We start from the raw sequence: 21,705 nt of genomic DNA, 5'->3' as shown, positions 1-21,705 counted from the left end.
GAGCTTTTATACTCAATACTAAAATCTCAATTCTATTTATAACTTCTTGTTTTCAATTCTATATTTTCAAATACCAGGTCCTCTTTATGAAGAACTGCATCTGCAGGTTTCCCTTTATATTCCCAGGCAGCAACATACTTAAAGTTCTCATCGTCTCTTAAAGCTTCACCTTCCTCGGTTTGGTATTCTTCTCTAAAATGCCCTCCACAAGATTCTTCTCTATGTAGTGCATCTTTAGCGAATAACTCTCCAAGTTCAAGGAAATCTGCTACACGACCTGCTTTTTCAAGCTCGGCGTTCTTAGAAGTTGCACTTCCCGGAACTTTTACATTTTTCCAGAAATCTTCTCTTAAAGCTGCAATTTCTTCAATCGCTTCTTTTAATCCTTGTGCATTACGTGCCATTCCACATTTGTTCCACATAATCAATCCTAATTCCTTGTGATAGGAATCAACAGATTTCTTTCCGCCGGCATTCATCATTTTATCAATTCGCTCTTTCACGGCTTTCTCGGTTTCTTCAAATTCTGGTGAATCTGTAGGAATTGCTCCGGTACGAATATCTTTTGATAAATAATCTCCAATAGTGTATGGTAATACAAAATAACCATCTGCAAGCCCTTGCATTAATGCAGAAGCCCCAAGCCTGTTAGCACCGTGATCTGAGAAGTTTGCTTCTCCGGCAGCATAACAACCAGGAATGGTAGTTTGTAGGTTGTAATCTACCCAAAGTCCGCCCATAGTATAGTGAACCGCAGGATATATCATCATTGGGGTTTCATACGGATTCTGGTCTACGATCTTCTGATACATATCGAAGAGGTTTCCATATTTAGAAGCTACAACTTCTTTCCCTAGTTTTGTTATTTCTTCTTTTGAAGCATTTTTATTTCCAGAGGTAAAAGCTTTCTCTTTTCCGTAACGCTCAATAGCACTAGAGAAGTCAAGATAAACTGCCTGTCCTGTTTTATTTACTCCATAACCGGCATCGCAACGCTCTTTAGCTGCTCTTGATGCCACATCTCGAGGCACAAGGTTACCAAAAGCAGGATAACGACGTTCTAAATAATAATCTCTTTCTTCTTCTGAAAGTTCAGTTGGCTTCTTCTTACCTTCTCTTATTGCTTTGGCATCTTCTTCTTTCTTAGGCACCCAGATTCGTCCATCATTCCGAAGAGATTCAGACATCAAAGTCAATTTAGACTGGTGATCTCCGGTAACCGGAATACAGGTTGGGTGAATTTGTGTATAGCAAGGGTTAGCGAAATAAGCACCTCTACGGTGAGCTCTCCAGGCTGCCATCACGTTACTTCCCATCGCGTTTGTAGAAAGGAAGAAAACATTCCCATAACCACCGGAAGCCAATACCACGGCGTGAGCCGAGTGGCGTTCAATCTCACCGGTAACCATATTTCTGGCGATAATTCCACGAGCTTTACCGTCTACCAATACCAAATCCATCATTTCGTGACGGTTGTAAGGCTTGATCTTTCCACGGTTAATCTGGCGGTTCATTGCTGAATATGCTCCCAGCAACAACTGTTGGCCTGTTTGTCCTTTCGCATAGAAAGTACGGGAAACTAGCACCCCACCAAAAGAGCGGTTATCCAGATAACCACCATATTCTCGGGCAAAAGGAACTCCCTGTGCCACACATTGATCTATAATGTTTCCGGAAACCTCAGCAAGACGATAAACATTCCCTTCACGAGAACGATAATCCCCACCTTTTACAGTATCGTAAAATAGGCGGTAATCTGAATCGCCATCTCCCTGGTAATTCTTGGAGGCGTTAATACCTCCCTGGGCGGCGATAGAGTGAGCACGTCTTGGAGAATCCTGGTAACAAAATGTTTTTACATTATAACCTAATTCGGCAAGAGTTGCAGCTGCAGCTCCTCCCGCAAGACCTGTTCCAATAACGATAACATCTATATTTCGCTTATTGGCCGGGTTTACCAGGTTAATATCATTTTTATGATTGGTCCACTTTTCTGCTAGAGGCCCTTTAGGTATTTTTGAATCTAAAACTGACATAAATCTTACGTATTAAAGGTTATTAATATAGTGAAAAAGGGCTATAAAAATAAATCCTAGCGGTATGATGATCGCATAAGCTTTGGTAAATCCTCTAAGTCCTTTGGCATACTTATTTCTCCATCCAACAGATTGGAAAGAAGAAGAAAAGCCGTGATAAAGGTGAAGGGCCAAAAATACAAATGAAACCACGTATAATATTGTTCTAACCGGGCTTTGGAATTTCGCCACTAACTCGTCATAATAACGAGCAGCGTCTTCGGGATGCGATTCTATATATTTATGAATCATTTCCGGAAACCAGAAATCGTAAAAGTGAAGCCCTAAAAAAGCTAAAACTACAAGTCCGGAGTAAATCATATTTCTTGAAACCCAGCTTGAATTTTCATTTCCGGCAAACTTCACATACTTTATGTCTCTTGCTCCACGGTTTTTCGCCTCCAGTATAAAACCCATTACAAAGTGAAAAATCACTCCAAAAATTAGAACCGGTTGCAATAAAGCCTGGACAAAAAAGTTGGTTCCCATAAAATGAGAAACTTCATTAAAGACGTCTTTACTGAATACTGAAATAAAATTGATGCTGAAATGCTGAGCTAAAAATAAGACCAGAAATAGTCCCGATAAGGCCATAGCAAATTTTCTTGCTATGGTTGAATTTAGAAATCCACCCATTGGTTTGATAATTTTATAGAAATTTAACAGCAAAAATACACTCCAAATCACTTACGGACAAACTTTCAAGGCTGTTTATAGGACTATTTAGAACAAGTATAAGTAAGCGATAATTTTGTTGAAGATTATTATTCCGAATTAACACAATACCAAAGCTTAAAACCTTTACCTAATGCTATCTTCCAAGGCACTTCAATTCTTTTTGCTGACAATTCATATAAATACGGCTACACAATTCACAAACCAGGTTAGGAATTAAAACTCCATAAAAAAAAGCTACCCGTAGATTTAGGTAGCTTTTTAATAAAATTTAATTTTCGAAATTATTTTTCTAAGCTTTTTGGTAACTATCAGAATGAACATTAGCTACTGCCCTACCCGATGGATCGTTCATATTTTTAAAAGACTCATCCCATTCTAAAGCGGTTGGTGTACTACAAGCTACAGAAGGTACAGATGGTACTGACATTGCTGCTGCATCACTTGGAAAATGTTCGGTAAAAATAGATCGGTAATAATATTCTTCTTTGCTAGATGGTGGCTGAATTGGAAATTTGAAGTGTGCATTTTTAAGCTGCTCATCGCTCACCTCGGCATTAACCAATTCTTTTAGAGTATCTATCCAACTATAACCAACTCCATCAGAAAATTGTTCTTTTTGTCTCCAGGCAACGCTTTCTGGCAAATAATCTTCAAATGCCTTTCTTAGCACCCACTTTTCAATACGTTCGCTGGTAATCATTTTATCTTTCGGGTTTATTCTCATCGCTACGTCCATAAATTCTTTATCCAAAAATGGAACACGACCCTCTATACCCCAGGCGCTAAGAGATTTATTAGCCCGTAAACAATCATATTGATGTAATTTATCTAATTTTCGAACAGTCTCCTCGTGAAAATCTTTTGCACTTGGAGCTTTGTGAAAGTAAAGATATCCACCAAATATTTCATCTGCACCTTCACCCGAAAGCACCATTTTGATTCCCAAAGATTTGATAGTTCTAGCCATTAAATACATAGGAGTAGACGCCCTAATTGTGGTTACATCATAAGTTTCCAAATGATAAATCACATCCTTAATCGCATCTAACCCCTCTTGTATAGTGAATTTTATTTCGTGATGCACCGTGTCTAAATGATCGGCCACTTTTTGTGCAGCAGCAAGATCTGGCGAACCCTCTAAACCAATGGCAAAAGAGTGCAATCTTGGCCACCATGCTGCGTCTTTATCGTCGCTTTCTATTCTTTTTTCTGAATATAATTTGGCAACTGCAGAAGTAATTGAAGAATCTAAGCCACCTGAAAGTAAAACCCCATAAGGCACATCACTCATCAACTGCCGGTGTACCGCTTTTTCAAGAGCCTCCTTTAAATCCTCTATACTGGTTTCATTATCTTTTACGGCATCATATTCCATCCAGTCACGCTCATACCATTTTTGAAAACCTTCCTTTTTACTGGATAAATAATGCCCGGGAGGAAATAATTCAATCTTAGTACATTTTCCTTCCAAAGCTTTAAGTTCTGAAGCTACATAAAAGGTTCCGTTTTGATCCCAGCCTATATATAAAGGAATAATTCCCATATGATCGCGAGCAATAAAATACTCATCGTTTTCGGCATCATAAATAGCAAAACCAAAAATCCCATTTAATTCATCTAAAAAGCTATCTCCTTTTTCTTTATAAAGTGCAAGGATAACTTCACAATCAGATTTTGTTTGAAAATTATAATTTGGAAACTGACTTCTTAATTCTTTATGGTTATAGATCTCGCCATTTGCAGCAAGCACTAGCTGTTTATCGTCAGACAATAATGGCTGTCCACCAGAAATTGGATCTACAATAGCGAGACGCTCATGCGCCAAAATCGCCTTTTCATCACTATAAATTCCACTCCAGTCTGGGCCACGATGTCTTAAACATTTAGCCATTTCTAATATTTGAGGTCTTAAGTCTTCAGACTTCTCTTTTAAATCGAATGCACAAACAATTCCACACACAGCATTAAAGTTTTAAGTATTAATATTGAAACAAATATTGAATAAATATTTCATAAAAAAAGCTAATAGAGTATATTTGGTTACATACGAAAACTAAAAATTTCATATTAACTTCATATCAAAATTTAAATTTAATAATAATTACGATTTAATTTCAGCAGTAAACTACTTCAGAGCAAGCTCACGTAACACTATTATTGAAAATATAATTTGATTTCCAGCCATCCCGATACTTCGGGACGGAGCATTTAATCTCGCTTATCGGGTAAAATTTTCGGGAAACATTAAAAATATTCTTCCCAAACTTGAAGATTGCGAAAATCACCTTTTTGTTGAATTTCTCCTTATTTCCCCGATTTTGCAAAAACTTAATGGGAAGTAAGCCAGCTTTTTAGTAATTTCAGGAGATAGAATTTCAACATTAATTCATAAGTTTTCATGGATTTTATAGACTACTACAAACTGCTGGAATTAGATGAATCTGCCAGCCAGGCTGATATTAAAAAAGCCTACCGGAAGCTGGCCAGGAAATATCACCCAGATCTCAACCCCAATAATAAAGAAGCTCAGCTCAGGTTTCAGCAAATAAACGAAGCCAACGAAGTTTTGAGCGATCCCGAAAAACGAAAAAAATACGATCAATACGGGAAAGACTGGCAACACGCCGATGCCTACGAAGAAGCTAAAAAACAACAGCAAGCCTCTGGTGGCAGGGCTTACTCGGGCGGCCAGGGTGGTTATTCCTATTCAGGGAATTTTGACGATGATACTTTTTCAGACTTTTTTGAGGAAATGTTTGGCAGTGGCGCAAGAGCTCACGGTTCAGGCCGCGGCCGTCATTTTAAAGGCCAGGATTTTAATGCGGAGCTTCAGCTAAATCTAAGCGATGTGTATACCAGTCACAAACAAACGTTAACGGTAAACGGAAAGAACATCCGGCTTACAATACCCGCCGGAGTTGAGAATGGGCAGACCATTAAAATTAAAGGTCACGGCGGGCCGGGCGTTCAGGGTGGCCCTAAAGGCGATCTTTATATCACTTTTAATATTATAAACAACACAAAATTCAAAAGAGAAAAAGAGAATTTATTCAGCACTGTAAACCTGGATTTATATACCGCTTTACTTGGCGGAGAACTCACCGTAGACACTTTTGGCGGAAAGGTTAAGTTAAACGTAAAGCCTGAAACTCAAACGGGAACCAAGGTTAAATTAAAAGGCAAAGGATTTCCGAAATATAAAAAGGAAAATCAGTTTGGGGATTTAATTATTACTTATGATGTGAAAATGCCGACAAACTTAAGTGCGAGAGAAAAAGAACTGTTTCAAGAACTTCAAAAATTACGCCCATGAATTTAGAAGAATTAATACCAACTGATGAGATTTGCGCAAAGTATAAAGTGAAACGCAATTTTGTTAGTTCGCTTTACGAAAGCGGTTTGATAGAAATTATTACCGTAGAAGAAACAGAATATGTGCATTGCGATGAGATTTCGGAATTTGAAAGGTTATGGAGACTGCATTACGACCTCGATATAAATTTGGAAGGGCTTGAAGCTATTCAGCATTTATTGGAGCAGGTACGAAAATTACAAAAGAAAAATCTAGAGCTTAAAAACCGTTTGGGTTTATATGAGTAAGGCAGGACTTCTCTCGAAATCAAATTATAGTTCCAGATAATACTTATAGGTTTACCTGGAGGTTTTTTCCTCTGGGAGATAATGATAACTTTGCAGGAAGACTTTACAAACGAACAAACCTCACAGTTTTCCAGAACCAGTGAGGTTTAAAATATAAACAAATGAGATACGATCAAATAGACAGTAAATTATTTATAAAAAACCGAAAAAGCTTTACGGCCGGAATGAAGCTTAACAGCCTGGCGGTTTTTAATGCTAACGATATTTATCCTATTGGTGCCGATAGCACCATGCCTTTTCAACAAAACAGGGATTTATTTTATTTAAGCGGTGTAGACCAGGAAGAAGCAATTTTGGTACTTTTCCCGGATGCCCCAAAACCGGAACATCGTGAGATTTTATTTCTTACGGAAACTAATCCGCATATCGCAGTTTGGGAAGGCGCAAAATTAGATAAGGAAAAAGCTTTAGAAGTTAGCGGTATAGAAACGGTTTACTGGCTTCAGGATTTTGAGAAGATTTTCTTTGAAGTAATGTCCCAATGCGAGACAGTATATTTCAATACCAACGAGCATTATCGTGCGAATGTACAAACCGAAACTCGTGACGAAAGATTTATAAAATGGTGTAAAGAAAAATATCCTGCACACCAGGTAGCGAAAAGTAATCCTATTTTGCAGCGTCTACGTTCAGTAAAAGACCCTATTGAGCTGGATCTAATGCAAAAAGCTTGCGATATTACCGAAAAAGCTTTCCGCAGGGCATTAAAATTCACAAAACCCGGAGTGTGGGAACACGAAATTGAAGCCGAATACTGGCATGAAATGATTAGAAACCGTAGCCGCGGATTCGCTTACACTCCAATTATTGCCAGTGGAAATAACGCCAACGTACTGCATTATACCGAGAATAACCAACAATGTAAAGAAGGAGATTTAATCCTTTTAGACACCGGGGCAGAATATGCCAATTATTCTAGTGATATGACCAGAACTATTCCGGTTTCAGGAAAGTTTTCTGATAGACAGAAACAGATTTACAACACTGTAAATAAGGTTAAAAAAGAAGCTACAAAATGGTTGGTTCCCGGAACAATATGGGCAGAATACCATAAAGAAGTCGGTAAATTAATGACATCAGAATTACTAGATCATGGCTTATTGGATAAAGCCGATGTTCAAAATGAAGACCCAAAATGGCCTGCTTATAAAAAATATTTTATGCACGGGACCGCGCATAATATTGGATTAGACACCCACGATTACGGGATTTTAACCGAACCCATGAAGCCCAACCAGGTTTTCACCGTAGAACCGGGAATTTATTTACCCGATGAAGGTTTCGGAATTCGTTTGGAAGATGATGTGGTAATTCAGCCAGAAGGCGAGCCTTTCAACTTAATGCGCAATATCCCAATTGAAATTGAGGAGATTGAGGATATTATGAATTCTTAATAGAATAGGTCAATTACTTTTTACGTATCTGAACTTGTTTCAGATTCAAATATGAGACTATTGATAATGAAATTAAATCCTGAAATAAATTCAGGATGACGTTTTTTTTAAAGCCACGAATACACGAATTATTTTGTGAATTCGTGGCTTTTTCTATTTTAAGCACTAATGAAAACAACCTACAAAAACACACCTATTTCTTTTACCTCACAGGGAACAGGAAATCCTCTAGTTCTCTTGCACGGCTTTTTAGAGTCTAAAGAAATATGGCAGGATTTTGTTGCAGAACTTTCAGCAAAACGACAGGTTATTTGCATAGACCTTCCAGGCCACGGAGAATCTGGAAACTTCGCAGAAATTCATACTATGGCTGAGATGGCCCAGGCAGTAAAAACGGTTTTAGATGAACTTGATCTTCAACAAGCTTCTTTTGCAGGTCATTCTATGGGTGGATATATAAGTTTGGAATTCCAAAATATTTTTCCTACAATGTGCAACAGTCTGGTGCTGGTAAATTCTACTCCGCAGGCAGATTCTGAAGAACGAAAAGCAAATCGCGACCGCGCGGCTGCTTTGGTTCTAAAAAACAAAAGGGCTTTTGTAAGTATGGCTATCTCAAATTTATTGATGCCAGAAAATAATAAGTTATTCAAACCTCAAATTGAAGAATTAAAAAATCGCGCCCTTAAGTTTTCTACGGAAGGAATCTACGCTGCAATTAAAGGAATGAAAATTCGTACAGATCACACCGGGCTTTTTGCAAATTTTAAAGGACAAAAAATTGTGATTGCAGGAAAAAATGATCCTGTTATGGATTTTAACACAATAAAAGCCATAGCTAAACGTTGTGGAAGTGAGTTTGAAAGTCTTCCGGGTGGGCATTTAGCCTTTTTGGAAGATAAAAATGAACTTTTTAAAATTTTGCAATTCGTCGATTAATTTTAACTTTTTGTCGAAAGTTTAACTTTTTTTTATACTTTAGACTTTCAGAAATAAGAAAATCAAGCTCTTATGAGAGAAAAACACCCTACAAGGTTTTCATTCGGAAAAGTTCTTTGCAGCATTTTCGGGCATAAGTTACGCGTGTCTAAAAATGTTACAGATCACGTTCACGAATACAAATGCGAGAAATGCGGCATGGAAATGACCGATACCGCGAATGGTTTTTTAGCTCGCTTAACCCCAAAATTTAAAGAAACCAACGATTATATTTCCAAAATTCACCAAAAAAGAAAGCGTAAGCATTACGCCCACGCTTCTTAAGCTTTATTTTCGGAATTAAATTTCCGAAAGTTTATTCCTTTTTATCAGACTTTTCATTTTTATCTTCCATAGAATTCCAGCCTCTTGCAATTAGTGGCAACTTCTGGTTTGCACGAGTTATTAAATGCATTCCTTCTTTTTCCTCTGCCATATGACCTATTACGGTTAAGTTAGGATTTGCTTTTATTTTATCATAATCTTCCTGGGAAATAGTGAAAAGTAATTCGTAATCTTCGCCACCACTTAAAGCAATAGTAGTACTATCTAAATCAAACTCCTCACAAACCGAAATCACTGCCGGATCTAGCGGAATTTTCTCTTCATATAAATTTGCTCCAACTTCAGAATTTTTACATAAATGGATGATTTCAGAAGATAGTCCGTCACTAATATCTATCATAGAAGTTGGTTTTACACCAAGTTCTTTCAACAAAGGCGCAATATCTTTCCTTGCTTCCGGCTTCAATTGTCTTTCAATTAAATAAGTATAAGGATCAAGATCTGGTTGGGCGTTCGGATTGGCTTTAAAAACCTCCTTTTCACGCTCTAAAATTTGCAGACCCATATAAGCCGCACCAAGATCGCCGGTCACCACAAGCAAATCATTTGGTTTAGCACCGCTACGGTAAACAATATCTTCTTTATCAGCAATGCCGAGTGCTGTGATACTAATTAATAAGCCTGAAGTTGAAGAAGTAGTATCACCACCTACCACATCAATATTATATAATTTCGCAGCAAGTTCAATACCGGAGTATAATTCTTCCAGCGCTTCTACCGGAAACCTGTTTGAAGCTGCTATAGAAACAGTGATTTGGGTGGCTTTAGCATTCATTGCATAAACATCTGAAGCATTTACCATTACCGCCTTATACCCCAAATGTTTAAGAGGCATATAAGCCAGATCAAAATGAACACCTTCTACCAAAAGATCTGTAGTTACTACGGTGTGTTTATTTTCAAAATTTAATACTGCAGCATCGTCGCCAATGGCTTTTACAGTTGAAGAAAGTTTGGGTTCAAAACCTTTGGTAAGGTGATCTATTAATCCAAATTCACCTAATTCTGAAAGGTTTGTACGCATATCCTGACTATCCTGAAACATAACTAATTATTTTAATTTGCAAAATAACTGAATATTATTCAACTGCCCTTATAAAGATGAGCTTAGATTAAAAAAAACACCAGTTTGCGTATTTAAAAACAAGGCAGAATTAACACTAAAAAGTTTAATTTTCAGTTATTTATAATTTAATAATCTTTTATAAATTAGAATTGGCAAGACTTATCAATGTATTCTTAAAACATATACCAGCGCTATGGTAAACCGCTTGTTTTATAGTATATTTGTACCCAATTTAGAATTAATCTTTTTAAGCTATGATAAAAGTAAGCGAAAGCGCTAAAAAAAAGATTGCCACACTTATGAGTGAAGAGGGTTTTGACAATATGAAAGACTTTGTTCGGGTAGGTGTAAAAAGCGGAGGCTGCTCTGGTTTGTCTTACGAGTTAAATTTTGACAAATCCAAGGCCGAAGATGACAAACTTTTTGAAGACAACGATATAAAAATAGTAGTAGATAAACGCAGCGTATTATACCTGGCCGGAACTGTTTTAGAATTTTCTGGCGGATTAAACGGCAAGGGATTTGTATTTAATAATCCTAACGCCCAAAGAACCTGTGGATGCGGAGAAAGTTTTTCTCTGTAATTAATTAAAAGGAACAGAATTTAAAAACAAGAATTAAACCTCGAATTTTTAAACTTTTGAACCTTAAATAATTTTGAATAAATAAGAGATGGCATATACTGAAGATGATTTAAAAAAAGAGCTCGAAACGAAAGAATATGAGTACGGGTTTTATACTGATATTGAATCGGATACATTTCCTGTGGGATTAAATGAAGATATTGTTAGAGCGATCTCCAAAAAGAAAGAAGAACCGGAATGGATGACTGAATGGCGACTAAAAGCATATCGCCACTGGAAAACTATGAAAGAACCTGAATGGGCTAACGTGCATTACGAAAAGCCAAATTTTCAGAATATTTCTTACTATTCGGCTCCTAATAAAAAACCTAAATACGAGAGTTTAGACGAAGTAGATCCAGAATTGTTGGATACTTTTAAAAAGCTTGGAATTTCTGTAGACGAACAGAAAAAACTTGCCGGTGTTGCTGTAGATGTAGTTATGGATTCTGTTTCTGTAACCACAACATTTAAAAAGACGCTAGCTGAAAAAGGAATTATTTTTTGTTCAATTTCAGAAGCAATAAGGGAACATCCTGAGCTTGTTAAGAAATACATAGGCTCAGTAGTACCTACTACAGATAACTTTTACGCAGCATTAAATTCTGCAGTATTTAGTGATGGTTCGTTCTGTTACATTCCAAAAGGCGTTAGATGCCCAATGGAACTTTCAACGTATTTTAGAATTAACCAGGCTGGTACCGGGCAATTTGAGCGTACGCTTGTAGTTGCAGAACCGGGAAGTTACGTAAGTTACCTGGAAGGTTGTACTGCACCTACCCGTGATGAAAATCAATTACACGCGGCGGTTGTAGAACTTATAGCATTAGATGATGCTGAAATTAAGTACAGTACCGTTCAAAACTGGTTCCCGGGAAGTAAAGAAGGAAAAGGAGGAGTTTATAACTTCGTAACCAAACGTGGACTTTGTGAGAAAGGAGCTAAGATTTCCTGGACGCAAGTTGAAACGGGATCTGCAGTAACCTGGAAATATCCATCCTGTATTTTAAAAGGAGATAATTCTATTGGGGAATTTTATTCTATTGCAGTTACTAATAATCACCAACAGGCAGATACCGGGACAAAGATGGTTCACCTTGGAAAAAACACCAGGAGCACCATTATTTCCAAAGGTATTTCAGCAGGAGAGTCGCAAAACTCTTATCGCGGACTTGTACAGATAAACGGCAGAGCTGAAAATGCCCGTAACTTTTCACAATGTGATTCCCTTTTAATGGGAAATAAATGTGGCGCGCATACCTTCCCATATATTGAAGTTAAAAACAAAAGCGGGCAGGTAGAACACGAAGCCACCACAAGTAAAATTGGAGAAGACCAAATCTTCTACTGTAACCAACGTGGTATTGATACCGAGAAAGCTATTGCTCTTATTGTAAACGGCTTTAGTAAAGAGGTATTGAACAAACTACCTATGGAGTTTGCAGTGGAAGCACAAAAACTATTAGAAATTTCTCTGGAAGGATCTGTAGGATAATTTGGGCAAATGAAGATTGAAGAAATGAAGAAGTTTTTGCTAATTCTTAGCCTTGCTTTTACGGCTTTTTCCTGCCAGGACGAAGGCCGCCAGGATCTAATGAACCAGCCTGAAGCAGAAAAAGTTCCCGATAGCATTCAAACGCTAACCGGTGAATTTATTTATGCCGGCGATGCAGCAATTTTAAGAGGAAGCGATTTTGTTTATGGCGTAACTATAGACTCGATGTCTAAAGTACTCGCCGAGCAGATACAACCATTTCAGAAGGAAGAATTTGATATGGTTCCAGTAAAGGTTAAAGGAAAAATTGTGCCCAACCCAAGACAGGAAGGCTGGGATGAGAATATAGAAATAAGAGAAATTATAGAAATTCTGGAGTCTGAGAAGGCTTTAGAAGAACAGGAAGAAGAATAATAAACCAATCCCAAATTTATTCGGGATGCATACAGATAATTTATGCTACAAATAAAGAATTTACACGCAAGTATAGAAGATAAAGAAATCTTAAAAGGAATTAATCTTGATATTAATCCCGGAGAAGTTCACGCTATTATGGGACCTAATGGTTCAGGAAAAAGTACACTTTCTTCGGTAATTGCGGGAAAAGAGGAGTTTGAACAAACCCAGGGAGAAATTATTTTTGAAAACACAGAAATTTCAGAAATGGATCCTGAAGAAAGAGCTCATAAAGGTATATTTCTTTCTTTTCAATATCCGGTGGAGATCCCAGGAGTTTCAGTTACCAATTTTATGAAAACCGCCATCAACGCCCATAGAAAAGCTAATGGACTGGAAGATATGCCGGCAAATGAAATGCTGAAAAAGATTAGAGAGAAATCTGAAAGTTTGGAAATTGACCGTAAATTTTTATCAAGATCTTTAAACGATGGGTTTTCAGGTGGAGAAAAGAAAAGAAATGAAATCTTCCAAATGGCAATGTTAGAACCAAAATTGGCTATTCTTGATGAAACCGATTCAGGTTTGGATATTGATGCCCTTAAAATTGTTGCCGACGGGGTAAACAAATTAAGAAGCAAAGACAACGCAGTTTTGCTAATTACTCACTACCAACGTTTGCTTAACTATATTGTACCAGATGTAGTTCACGTAATGATAGACGGTAAAATAGTGAAATCTGGCGGTAAAGAACTTGCGCTAGAGCTGGAAGAAAGAGGTTACGAATGGGTTAAAGCCGAAAAAGCGGTTTAATAACTTATTTCGAAAAAAGTAAGAAAAGCTATTTTAGTCTTTTTGAAGACTGGTCAAGTTTCCCGCCTATACTGAAATAAATTCAGCACAAGCTGCGGGAAAGACAAAATACATTATCATGGAATTAAAAGAGAAATTAGTATCATCTTTCCTGGCTTTTGAAGAAGAGTACACGGGATCTAACGATGATCTTCATAAAATAAGAAATCAGGCGATTAAGGATTTTGAAACTATAGGTTTCCCAAACCGAAAGCAGGAAGATTATAAATACACTTCCCTTAAATCAATTTTAAAGGAAGATTATAGTCTTTTTCCAAAACAGGAAAATACGCTTGAATATAAAGACATTAAAAAGTATTTTATACACGAGATAGATACTTACGATTTAGTGTTTATAGATGGTATTTACTCATCACACTTATCTAGCACCACGCATGATAAGATTGATGTTTGCTTAATGTCTTCGGCTTTAAATAAAGATCTTTACAAACCGGTAATTGATAATTATTTCAACAAAATTGCTCCAAAAAATGGACTAAACTCGTTGAATACTGCTTTCACCAAAGAAGGGGCTTTTATTCATATTCACAAGAATACGATGGCCGATAAACCAATTCAGATCATTAATTTCTCTACCGGAAACGAATCTTCTTTATTAGTGCAGCCTCGTAATTTAATTGTGGTAGACGAAAATTCCCATTGCCAGATTATTGAGCGTCACCAAAGTTTAACAGATCAACCGGTGCTTACTAATTCGGTTACCGAAATTTTTGCTGATAAACGTGCTATAGTAGATTATTATAAGATTCAGAACGATAAACTTTCGGCGTCTTTAATTGATAATACCTACATAGAACAGAAATCGGAAAGCTTCTGCTCTGTACATACTTTTTCACTTGGCGGAAAATTAACGCGTAACAACCTTAATTTTTACCAAAGAGGAGAACGCATAGATTCTACTATGAAAGGTGTTACCATCATTGAAGGAAAACAACACGTAGATCACAATACTTTGGTACATCACATAGAACCAAATTGTGAATCGCACCAGGATTACAAAGGTATTTTTGATGAAAAATCGGTTGGTGTTTTCAACGGGAAAGTAGTGGTTGAAAAAGAAGCGCAAAAGACAAATGCTTACCAGTCTAACAATAATGTTTTATTAAACGATAAAGCAACCATAAACTCAAAACCTCAGCTGGAAATTTTTGCAGACGATGTAAAATGTAGCCACGGTTGTACTATTGGACAGTTAGACGAAGAAGCTTTATTCTATCTTCAATCTCGTGGTATTCCAAGAAAAGAAGCCAGCGGACTTTTAATGTACGCATTTGCCAATAATGTATTGGAAAGTGTAAAAATCCCAGAGATTAAGAAGAGAATCAATAAACTTATAGCCCTTAAATTGGGCGTAGAATTAGGATTCAACCTGTAAATCGCTATTAAAAGTAGCTTTAATAGAATCCTCAAATAAATATAAAAATGAGCATTGCTACTAATAATATAGCATTTAACGTTGACGAAATTAGAAAAGACTTCCCTATCCTAAATAGGGAAGTTAATGGTTACCCCCTGGTTTATTTTGACAACGCCGCAACTTCGCAAACGCCGAAACAGGTAATGGATGCTATTGTAGATTATTATTCTAATTACAATGCTAACATTCACCGCGGTGTGCACAGTCTGTCTCAGGAAGCAACCGACAAATATGAAGGTGCCAGAAAAAAATTTCAGCAACATTTTAATGCTGAAAAATCTCATGAGATCATTTTTACATCAGGCACCACCCATGGGATTAATCTTGTTGCCAGCGGTTTTGCATCTATTCTAAAAGAAGGCGATGAAATTCTGGTTTCAGCATTAGAACATCATTCCAATATTGTGCCCTGGCAAATGCTTTGCGAAAAAACGGGCGCAAAACTGAAGGTTATTCCTATGAACGAACAGGGAGAACTTGTATACGAATCTTTTGAAGAATTGCTTTCAGAAAAAACAAAAATGGTTTTCCTAAACCACGTTTCAAACGCTTTAGGAACCATAAATCCTATTAAAAAGATCATAGATAAAGCCCACGAAAAAGGCGCCGCCGTTTTAATAGATGGCGCGCAAGCCGCCCCGCATATTAAAGCAGATGTACAGGCACTGGATGTGGATTTCTATGTGGTTTCTGCACATAAAATGTGTGGCCCGACAGGTGTTGGCGTTTTATATGGCAAAGAAGAGTGGTTAAATAAACTCCCCCCCTACCAGGGTGGTGGCGAAATGATTGCTACGGTAAGCTTTGAAAAAACAACTTATGCCGGTCTTCCTCATAAATTTGAAGCGGGTACGCCTAATATCTGTGGTGGCATTGCTTTTGGCGCAGCTATAGATTATATGAATAGTATTGGTTTTGAAGCAATTTCCCGTTACGAGGAAGAATTGTTGGATTATGCTACTTTAAAACTTCAGGAAATTGAAGGGATGAAACTCTACGGGACTTCAAGAGAAAAGACCGCAGTTATTTCGTTTAATATTGAAGGGCTTCATCCGTATGATATTGGGACGCTCGTAGATAAAATGGGGGTCGCGGTAAGGACCGGCCACCATTGCGCACAGCCTATTATGGATTTTTATAAAATTCCAGGTACTGTTCGGGCTTCTTTTTCGTTTTATAATACCAAAGAAGAAATAGACCGGTTTATTGATGCAGTTATAAAAGCAAAATCAATGCTTTCCTAAATATATTAAATGAAAAAGATCTTATTTATATTCAGCGCATTTTTAATGATTTCCTGCGGAAATTCAGAAGAAAAAATTTCGGAAGATCCAGCAGACATGAATTCATTAAGTGGCGATTATAATTTAGTAGAAATGGATGGAGAAGATATTTCTTCAGAAGGTTTCATTTTAAATTTTAATGGTACAGAAAAAAGGTTATCGGGAAAAACCGGTTGCAACAATTTTGTAGCCACCTATAAAATTCAGGATTCTATCGTGAAATTCAATTCGCCGTTGGGAACCAAAATGTACTGCGAAGGGCAAATGGAATATGAAGAGATTATAAATGAAGTAATTCCCGAAATTAGAAATGTTAGAATTAGCGATAAAGATTTAATATTTTTATCTAAAGAAAATCAGGAGCTTTTAAACCTGCAAAAAACAGAAGATAGTGAGTAAAACGATACAGGAAATACAGCAAGAAATTGTAGACGAATTTGCAATGTTCGAGGACTGGATGCAGCGTTATGAGTATATGATAGAGCTTGGAAAAGCGCTTCCGCTTATAGACGAAAAATATAAAATAGACGAAAACCTTATTAAAGGTTGTCAAAGTAAAGTGTGGGTTCACGCTGAACTTGAAGATGAGAAATTGGTTTTTACGGCCGATAGTGATGCGATTATTACCAAGGGAATTGTAGCCATTTTAATTAGGGCATTTTCCAATCATCATCCTTCAGCAATTATTGAAGCCGACACGAAATTTATTGATGAAATTGGCCTTAAAGAGCACTTGTCTCCTACCCGCGCCAATGGTTTGGTGAGTATGATCAAACAACTTAAAATGTATGCTGTAGCATACCAAACACAACTTAATTAAAATGGAACAGGAAATAGACACACAGGAATTGGGAGAAAAGATCGTAAAGGTTTTAAAAACTATTTATGATCCAGAAATCCCGGTAGATATTTACGAATTAGGCCTTATTTACGACGTAATGGTAAATACCGATCACGAAGTGAAAATATTAATGACCTTAACCACACCAAACTGCCCTGTTGCAGAGAGTTTGCCGCAGGAAGTGAAGGAGAGGGTAGCTTCTATAGATACGGTAAAAGATGCAGAAGTAGAAATTACATTCGATCCGCCGTGGAACCAGGACCTTATTAGCGAGGAAGCAAAACTGGAATTAGGTCTTTTATAAAAGTCTCCTCGCCCCCAAAGGGGGATAAAAACTTTTACTTTAAATGTTTATTAGCTTTTAACCATTAACACTTAACCCATTTTATGGCCGAAGAAATAGTAAACCGAATAGCCAACAGTAAACTTATTACCTTTAACCTGGAGGATTATTATCCTGAGGGGGAACGCGTATTGTTTGATGTAAAAGACTGGCTTCTGGAAGGTTTCGTGCTGCGGGAAGGAGAATTTAGAGAACAGGCCAAAAACCACGACTGGAGTCAATACCAGGATAAATTTATAGCCCTTACCTGCTCCAGCGATGCAATAATCCCTGCCTGGGCATTTATGTTACTGGCTACTTATTTACACCCATATGCAAAAAAAGTAATCACTGGTGACCTGGAAACGCTGGAAACCGTACTTTATACCGAAGCTATTAATAAAATGGATGTTAGTGATCTTACAGATAAACCTGTGATCGTTAAAGGTTGCTCTCACAAACCGGTTCCAAAAAATGCCTATTTACTTTTAATAGAAAAACTACAGCCGGTAGTTAAAAGTTTAATGTATGGTGAGGCTTGCTCGTCGGTACCTTTGTATAAAAAACCAAAAAATTAAGTTGAACCCTCTGGATGTATACTGTTACAATTAGCAAAACGCAGGAAGTAAATACAAAATAGTGGTAAACATCCAGATAGGGATCTTAAATTATAAACAAATGAAAAAATTATTATTTGCTCTCGCCCTTTGTGGCGGGATTTTTAATTTATCGGCTCAGGAAGAAGAGGAAGAACAAAAACAAGGATGGACAAAAGAAGGAAACATAGCCATTCTTTTTAATCAGTCAGCCTTTAATGAAGAGTGGACAGGCGGTGGAACTTCCAATATTGCCGGAAATCTTCTTTTTAATTACGATTTTAATTATCTAAAAGAAGATTTTACCTGGGATAATAAATTACTTCTTGATTATGGAATGACTAAGCAGCGAAGTGACGAATTTGCCAGGAAAACAAGTGACCGCTTAGAATTTAACTCGATTGCGGGAAAGCAGGTACAGGAATCAAACTGGTATTACTCACTTTTTCTTAATTTTAGAACGCAAATTACAAAGGGCTATAAATTCGGTGAAGACGCTGAAAGCGGTCAAACAACCCGAAGAGAATACACCAATTTTCTATCTCCCGCTTACCTTCAATTTGGTCCCGGTATGATGTGGAAAAAAAGTGAAAATTTCTATATAAATCTTGCACCGGCTACTGGAAGAATGGTCTTTGTAGATAAAGATTTTACTTCAGGCCCAGATTATGTAGATGGTGATTATTTTGGCGTAGATGCAGGGAAAGCCATGCGTTTTGAACTTGGTGCATCGGTTTCGGGTTACGCGCAATTCGATATAATTGAGAATGTAACTATGGAGAATTTGATTAACCTCTACTCCAACTATTTAGAAGATCCTCAAAACGTAGATATCGATTATACGATGAACATGAAAATGAAGATTAACGATTACCTTTCTACAAACCTTATTTTCCAGGCTATTTACGACGACAATGCAGTAAAAGGTTTTCAAATTAGAGAAGTTTTTGGTTTAGGGTTTAATTATGGGTTTTAATCAATAAACAAACCCATAATTTATGCTGAACTTGTTTCCGTAGCTATTTTGATTATTTAGATACTGAAAGGAGTTGAACGTGAAGACCAAACCACCACAAAATTAAAAATACAACCTGCCTTTTCCGGCGGGTTTGTTGTTTATGAGCCCATTTTAGTTAAATATATGTTGAAATAATTTCCGCAAAAATCGCAGTAGCAATCTATTGTGTAACTTTGTATTTATGATTGAAAAAACCGACCTAACCCACGAAAAAGCCGTTCTAATTGGTATTGTAACCAAAGAGCAGGGGCATGATAAATTAGAAGAATACCTGGACGAATTAGAATTCCTTACCTATACCGCAGGCGGGGAGGTGATAAAGCGTTTTAGCCAGAATATGGACAAGCCCAATCCCAAAACTTTTATAGGGACAGGGAAGATGAACGAGCTTAAACAGTTCGTAGATGAAAATGACGTAGGTACCGCTATTTTTGATGATGAACTTTCTCCTGCTCAACAGAAAAATATTGAGAAAATCCTGAAATGTAAAGTTTTAGATAGAACTACACTTATCCTCGATATTTTTGCTCAACGAGCACAAACCAGTTACGCGAGAACGCAGGTAGAACTTGCCCAATATGAATATTTATTACCGAGACTTGCCGGTATGTGGACTCACCTTGAACGCCAGCGTGGTGGTATTGGAATGCGTGGGCCAGGGGAAACAGAAATTGAAACTGACCGTAGGATTGTTAGAGATAAGATTTCCCTTTTAAAGAAAAAACTTGAAACCATAGATAAACAAATGGAGGTGCAGCGCGGTAACCGCGGGCAGTTGGTAAGGGTTGCACTGGTAGGTTACACCAATGTTGGGAAATCTACTTTAATGAACACCATTAGTAAAAGTGAGGTTTTTGCCGAAAATAAACTTTTCGCAACTTTAGATACTACGGTAAGAAAAGTGGTAATTCGAAATTTACCCTTCCTTTTAACCGATACGGTAGGATTTATAAGGAAGTTGCCTACTCAATTGGTAGAGTCTTTTAAATCTACCTTAGATGAAGTTAGAGAAGCCGATTTACTGTTACACGTTGTAGATATTTCTCATCCAAACTTTGAAGACCACATAGAATCAGTTAACCAGATTATGAGTGAGATTAAGAGTAATGACAAACCAACGATTATGGTTTTTAATAAAATTGATCAATATGAAGCTGAAGAAATTGAAGATGATGATTTGATGACCGAAAGGACAAAAGCGCATTATACGTTGAAAGAATGGAAACAAACCTGGATGAATAAAATGGGAGATAACGTTCTGTTCATTTCTGCTTTGAATAAAGAGAATATGGAAGATTTCCGCAGAAAAGTTTATGAAGCTGTTCGTAAAATTCATATCACCCGTTTTCCTTATAACAATTTTCTATATCCGGAATACGATAAATACGGAGAAGAAAAATAAAGAATACGGCCCCGAAAATTTCGGGGCTTTTTATTGGTATTTTCAGTAAATTAGGGTAGACCAATAATTTACTACAATGAAAAAACTAATCTTATTACCACTATTTTTTTTCTTCGGAATAATGGGAGCTCAGGAGCTTGATGGCGCCTGGAAACTAATTCAAAAAAATGGTGAAACGGTAAGCGATCGTGAAGTGATTAAAATAGTTCAGGACGGTTATTTTGCCCTGGGTTCTAAAAATTTAAGTAATAATGAATTTTTAGGAGCTGCAGGAGGAGAACTTAGCCTGGAAGATGAAACCCTTACCGAAATTAGGGATTTTGACACCTACGATGCCGAAAACATTGGGACTGAACGGGAATATAATATTTCATGGGAAGGTGAAAACAAAATGGAAATTTCTGACGGAAATACTACTAAAATATGGGAACGTGTTTCAGATAAATCTGATGCATTAACAGGAAACTGGGTAATTACCGGCCGTGAAAGAAACGGGGAAATGAATACAATGACCCCAGGTGACAGGCGCACGGTAAAAATTTTAAGCGGTGGAAGATTTCAATGGATTGCCTTTAATTCGGCCACCAAAGAATTTAATGGAACGGGCGGAGGAACTTATTCTGCTGAAAACGGCACATATACTGAAAATATTGAATTCTTTTCACGAGATGCCAGCCGTGTAGGCGCGAGTTTAGAATTTCAATATGAAGTAAAAGATGGCAAATGGCATCATAAAGGAAAAAGCTCTAAAGGAGATCCTATTTATGAAATCTGGTCGCCTTACAGCGAAGCTTATCAGAAATAATATTTGAGAAAATCATCTAACTAAAAAAGCCTCCTTGGGCATATAGAATTCTCCGGGAGGCACTTCTTTTAGATAAAAACGAATAGCTTTTTCACTGTCTATATATTGCAAACGTATTTTTCCTGAAGTATAACTTACGGCACTTTCTATAGTTCCGTCGTAAACACCTTCAGCGATTTTAACCAAATTGATTGTAAACGAATTTCCATTTTTTATTTTACAATCGGTATTTTCACCCTGTGAGAAGATCACGCAATGATTACCTTTAATACTTCCCTGGCTTTCATACTCCAGTTCTAATTCCATGGTATTCTGCCCATCTGGAGATTTCCAGAACCAATTTCCGGTAAAATCCTGGGAATGTTGAGCAGAGCTTAGAGATGTAATTATCAAGAATAAAAAGAGTAATTTTTGCTTCATACGCCGAGTTTAAATAAT

At 37.1% G+C, this 21,705-nt stretch carries 23 protein-coding genes; 18 read left to right on the top strand and 5 right to left on the bottom strand.

Annotation, left to right across the window (positions count from 1 at the left end; translation table 11 throughout):
- Positions 1-32: 32 nt before the first annotated feature.
- The 3 genes from AACZ30_RS01325 to asnB all read right to left on the bottom strand — a co-directional run bounded on the left by AACZ30_RS01325 (position 33) and on the right by asnB (position 4,713).
- Entirely contained in the window at positions 33-2,036 is a 2,004-nt protein-coding gene (locus AACZ30_RS01325; protein ID WP_339647098.1) for a fumarate reductase/succinate dehydrogenase flavoprotein subunit, read from the bottom strand.
- Between the two features lie 12 nt (positions 2,037-2,048).
- Entirely contained in the window at positions 2,049-2,711 is a 663-nt protein-coding gene (locus AACZ30_RS01320) for a succinate dehydrogenase cytochrome b subunit (RefSeq protein WP_075325175.1), read from the bottom strand.
- Positions 2,712-3,042: 331 nt separating this feature from the next.
- Positions 3,043-4,713, bottom strand: coding sequence for an asparagine synthase B (gene asnB / locus AACZ30_RS01315; protein WP_339647095.1), 1,671 nt, complete (start codon positions 4,711-4,713; stop codon positions 3,043-3,045).
- Positions 4,714-5,151: 438 nt separating this feature from the next.
- On the opposite strand from asnB, the gene AACZ30_RS01310 reads away from it, so the two are divergent.
- From AACZ30_RS01310 to AACZ30_RS01290, 5 genes are all read left to right on the top strand, one after another.
- The gene (locus tag AACZ30_RS01310) at positions 5,152-6,066 is read left to right on the top strand and encodes a J domain-containing protein (RefSeq protein ID WP_339647092.1); all 915 of its coding nucleotides are present in this window, start codon (positions 5,152-5,154) and stop codon (positions 6,064-6,066) included.
- Positions 6,063-6,353, top strand: coding sequence for a chaperone modulator CbpM (locus tag AACZ30_RS01305; protein ID WP_339647089.1), 291 nt, complete (start codon positions 6,063-6,065; stop codon positions 6,351-6,353). The genes AACZ30_RS01310 and AACZ30_RS01305 overlap by 4 nt, the downstream gene beginning before the upstream one ends.
- A 161-nt stretch (positions 6,354-6,514) precedes the next feature.
- Complete coding sequence (locus AACZ30_RS01300) at positions 6,515-7,807, top strand: aminopeptidase P family protein (RefSeq protein ID WP_339647086.1); 1,293 nt, start codon at positions 6,515-6,517, stop codon at positions 7,805-7,807.
- Positions 7,808-7,975: 168 nt separating this feature from the next.
- Positions 7,976-8,746: an alpha/beta fold hydrolase gene (locus tag AACZ30_RS01295; protein WP_339647084.1), complete on the top strand. Its 771-nt coding sequence runs from the start codon at positions 7,976-7,978 to the stop codon at positions 8,744-8,746.
- Between the two features lie 72 nt (positions 8,747-8,818).
- On the top strand, positions 8,819-9,070 hold the full coding sequence (locus AACZ30_RS01290) for a DUF1660 family phage protein (RefSeq protein ID WP_208223283.1): 252 nt from the start codon (positions 8,819-8,821) through the stop codon (positions 9,068-9,070).
- 31 nt (positions 9,071-9,101) lie between these two features.
- On the opposite strand, the gene thiL is transcribed toward AACZ30_RS01290, so the two are convergent.
- Positions 9,102-10,175 (bottom strand): thiamine-phosphate kinase, encoded by a 1,074-nt coding sequence (gene thiL, locus AACZ30_RS01285; protein ID WP_339647080.1) that lies wholly within the window; start codon positions 10,173-10,175, stop codon positions 9,102-9,104.
- A gap of 275 nt (positions 10,176-10,450) precedes the next feature.
- On the opposite strand from thiL, the gene AACZ30_RS01280 reads away from it, so the two are divergent.
- From AACZ30_RS01280 to AACZ30_RS01220, 13 genes are all read left to right on the top strand, one after another.
- The gene (locus AACZ30_RS01280; RefSeq protein ID WP_075325182.1) at positions 10,451-10,780 is read left to right on the top strand and encodes an iron-sulfur cluster assembly accessory protein; all 330 of its coding nucleotides are present in this window, start codon (positions 10,451-10,453) and stop codon (positions 10,778-10,780) included.
- 88 nt (positions 10,781-10,868) lie between these two features.
- The gene (gene sufB, locus AACZ30_RS01275) at positions 10,869-12,314 is read left to right on the top strand and encodes a Fe-S cluster assembly protein SufB (protein ID WP_208223286.1); all 1,446 of its coding nucleotides are present in this window, start codon (positions 10,869-10,871) and stop codon (positions 12,312-12,314) included.
- A gap of 9 nt (positions 12,315-12,323) precedes the next feature.
- The gene (locus tag AACZ30_RS01270) at positions 12,324-12,728 is read left to right on the top strand and encodes a hypothetical protein (protein ID WP_208223288.1); all 405 of its coding nucleotides are present in this window, start codon (positions 12,324-12,326) and stop codon (positions 12,726-12,728) included.
- 42 nt (positions 12,729-12,770) lie between these two features.
- Positions 12,771-13,523, top strand: coding sequence for a Fe-S cluster assembly ATPase SufC (gene sufC, locus AACZ30_RS01265; protein WP_075325184.1), 753 nt, complete (start codon positions 12,771-12,773; stop codon positions 13,521-13,523).
- A 118-nt stretch (positions 13,524-13,641) separates the two neighbouring features.
- Positions 13,642-14,958: a Fe-S cluster assembly protein SufD gene (gene sufD, locus AACZ30_RS01260; protein ID WP_075325185.1), complete on the top strand. Its 1,317-nt coding sequence runs from the start codon at positions 13,642-13,644 to the stop codon at positions 14,956-14,958.
- 47 nt (positions 14,959-15,005) lie between these two features.
- Positions 15,006-16,244, top strand: a complete 1,239-nt coding sequence (locus AACZ30_RS01255; protein WP_339647073.1) for a cysteine desulfurase — start codon at positions 15,006-15,008, stop codon at positions 16,242-16,244.
- A 9-nt stretch (positions 16,245-16,253) separates the two neighbouring features.
- A complete protein-coding gene (locus tag AACZ30_RS01250) occupies positions 16,254-16,682 on the top strand; it encodes an META domain-containing protein (RefSeq protein ID WP_339647070.1) in 429 nt (142 codons plus the stop codon).
- A 43-nt stretch (positions 16,683-16,725) separates the two neighbouring features.
- The gene (locus AACZ30_RS01245; RefSeq protein WP_075327872.1) at positions 16,726-17,103 is read left to right on the top strand and encodes a SufE family protein; all 378 of its coding nucleotides are present in this window, start codon (positions 16,726-16,728) and stop codon (positions 17,101-17,103) included.
- Position 17,104: 1 nt separating this feature from the next.
- Positions 17,105-17,428 carry an iron-sulfur cluster assembly protein gene (locus tag AACZ30_RS01240; RefSeq protein ID WP_075325188.1) on the top strand — a complete coding sequence of 108 codons (324 nt, stop codon included), beginning with the start codon at positions 17,105-17,107 and terminating at the stop codon, positions 17,426-17,428.
- A gap of 83 nt (positions 17,429-17,511) precedes the next feature.
- Positions 17,512-18,024 (top strand): DUF2480 family protein, encoded by a 513-nt coding sequence (locus AACZ30_RS01235; protein ID WP_339647066.1) that lies wholly within the window; start codon positions 17,512-17,514, stop codon positions 18,022-18,024.
- A gap of 100 nt (positions 18,025-18,124) precedes the next feature.
- A complete protein-coding gene (locus AACZ30_RS01230) occupies positions 18,125-19,018 on the top strand; it encodes a DUF3078 domain-containing protein (protein WP_339647063.1) in 894 nt (297 codons plus the stop codon).
- Positions 19,019-19,241: 223 nt separating this feature from the next.
- Entirely contained in the window at positions 19,242-20,462 is a 1,221-nt protein-coding gene (gene hflX / locus AACZ30_RS01225; protein WP_075325191.1) for a GTPase HflX, read from the top strand.
- Positions 20,463-20,538: 76 nt separating this feature from the next.
- Positions 20,539-21,267, top strand: coding sequence for a hypothetical protein (locus AACZ30_RS01220; protein WP_339647058.1), 729 nt, complete (start codon positions 20,539-20,541; stop codon positions 21,265-21,267).
- Between the two features lie 12 nt (positions 21,268-21,279).
- Here the strand turns inward: AACZ30_RS01220 and AACZ30_RS01215 are convergent, their stop codons facing one another.
- On the bottom strand, positions 21,280-21,687 hold the full coding sequence (locus AACZ30_RS01215; RefSeq protein WP_339647055.1) for a hypothetical protein: 408 nt from the start codon (positions 21,685-21,687) through the stop codon (positions 21,280-21,282).
- Positions 21,688-21,705: the final 18 nt, after the last annotated feature.

It is taken from the genome of uncultured Salegentibacter sp., assembly GCF_963972535.1.
GTDB lineage: Bacteria > Bacteroidota > Bacteroidia > Flavobacteriales > Flavobacteriaceae > Salegentibacter.
The sequence above is the reverse complement of the archived record's forward strand: the minus strand, read 5'-3'. Positions and strand labels throughout refer to the sequence as shown.